We start from the raw sequence: 1405 nt of genomic DNA, 5'->3' as shown, positions 1-1405 counted from the left end.
GTGCGCACCAGCCGCAGCCGGTCGTCGGCACCCCACAGCAGCGCCTGGTCGCGCAGGGCGGCGACGGCCGCCGGCAGCGCCGCCTCCACCGCCGGGTCACCGTCGTCGCCGGTCATCAGCGCGCGCAGCGCCTCGTACGGGGCCGGGTCGGGCGCCACGGCCAGGGCCTCGGCGGTCTGGAGCGTGAACCGGTCGAGCCGTTCCAGCGCGCGGACGACGGAGGCGCGCGTCGCCGCCCGCGTCGCGAGCTGCGACACGTCGTTCGGCACCGGCGAGAGCAGGTCGGGCCGGGCGCGCAACAGCGCGGCCAGGGACACGTCGTCGCGGCCGCGCAGGGCTTCCGCGAGCGTGCGCGGTGGCGTCGGGCCTGATCCTTCGGACACGTGCGCCTCCTGGTTGCGCTCGCCGGTCCCCATCCGCCCCACGGTAGCCGGTGTGGCGCTACCGTCGGTGCAGGCAGTTGGAGGGCAAGGGACGGACCGTCGCGTGGGGATCGAGAGCGATCAGCTCGTCTACGACTATCTGAGCCGGGTCGGCGACCTCGCTCAGCAGCACAAGCTGCCGTCGGCGGCGCGCATGCGGCTGGTGGCCGGCCTGCGCGACGAGATCGACCGGCAGCGCTCCGCGTTCGGTACGCCGGACTCCCCCGCGGCGGTACGCCGCATCCTCGGCCGGATCGGCGCCCCCGACGAGCTGGTGGCGCGGGCGGCTTCGGGCGGGGCGGTGCCGGCGGCCGGGTCCGGGGCCGGGTCCGGACCCGGGCCCGCGCCGGAGAAGGATGCCGCCCCCGGCCCGGGGGCCGTGGTGCCGCAGCAGCGCGATCCGTCGAAGAAGCGGGGCGGGTGGATTCCCCGGCCCCGGGCCCGCGACAGTGCGGCGGGCGTGGTGAAACCGTCCGTCCCCTCGCCGCCGCACCTCGCCGGAACCGACGAACTCGGGCCCCAGGGCGGCGAACCCGACTGGTGGCGGGTCGAACCGGGGCCCTTCGGGCTGGGCGTCGACGTGCCGGGGTTCGTCGGCGGCGTCGAGATCCCCGAAATACTCCGGCCACCTCCGGCGAAGGAGGACGAGGCGGCGGACGACCGGGCCGGGGCGGCCGGCGCGGACGGCGGGCAGGCGCCCGTCGAGGCGGCCGCGTCCCCGCGGCGCCGGCTCGCGACGCTGGTGCGGCTGGTGCGGCGTACCGCTCCTGCCGCCGTCGCCGCGCCGCCCGAGCCGGACCGGCCGCCCGTCGGCGTCCTGCTGCCGGCCGCCGCCGCGCTGCTCGTGGCGGGCGCCGTGCTCGGCAACTGGCTCGCCCTGGGCGGCGGTTGGCTCCTCGCGTACGCCTCGCGGCGCATGAGCCGCGCCGAGGCGAAGTGGGCGGTGCTCGGCCTGCCGGGGGTGGTCGCCGCCGGCGGGCTCG

Annotated in this window: 1 protein-coding gene and 1 pseudogene; one reads left to right on the top strand and one right to left on the bottom strand. The window is 78.4% G+C overall.

Annotation, left to right across the window (positions count from 1 at the left end):
* Positions 1–416, bottom strand: a pseudogene (locus E2E34_RS34275) (DNA-binding protein); the annotation flags it as partial.
* Between the two features lie 70 nt (positions 417–486).
* On the opposite strand from E2E34_RS34275, the gene E2E34_RS34270 reads away from it, so the two are divergent.
* Positions 487–1405: hypothetical protein (locus E2E34_RS34270; RefSeq protein WP_138905711.1), on the top strand; the 919-nt coding region annotated here is incomplete at its 3' end.

Source organism: Streptomyces albidochromogenes (genome assembly GCF_005981925.1).
GTDB classification, from domain to species: domain Bacteria; phylum Actinomycetota; class Actinomycetes; order Streptomycetales; family Streptomycetaceae; genus Streptomyces; species Streptomyces albidochromogenes.
The sequence above is the reverse complement of the archived record's forward strand: the minus strand, read 5'-3'. Positions and strand labels throughout refer to the sequence as shown.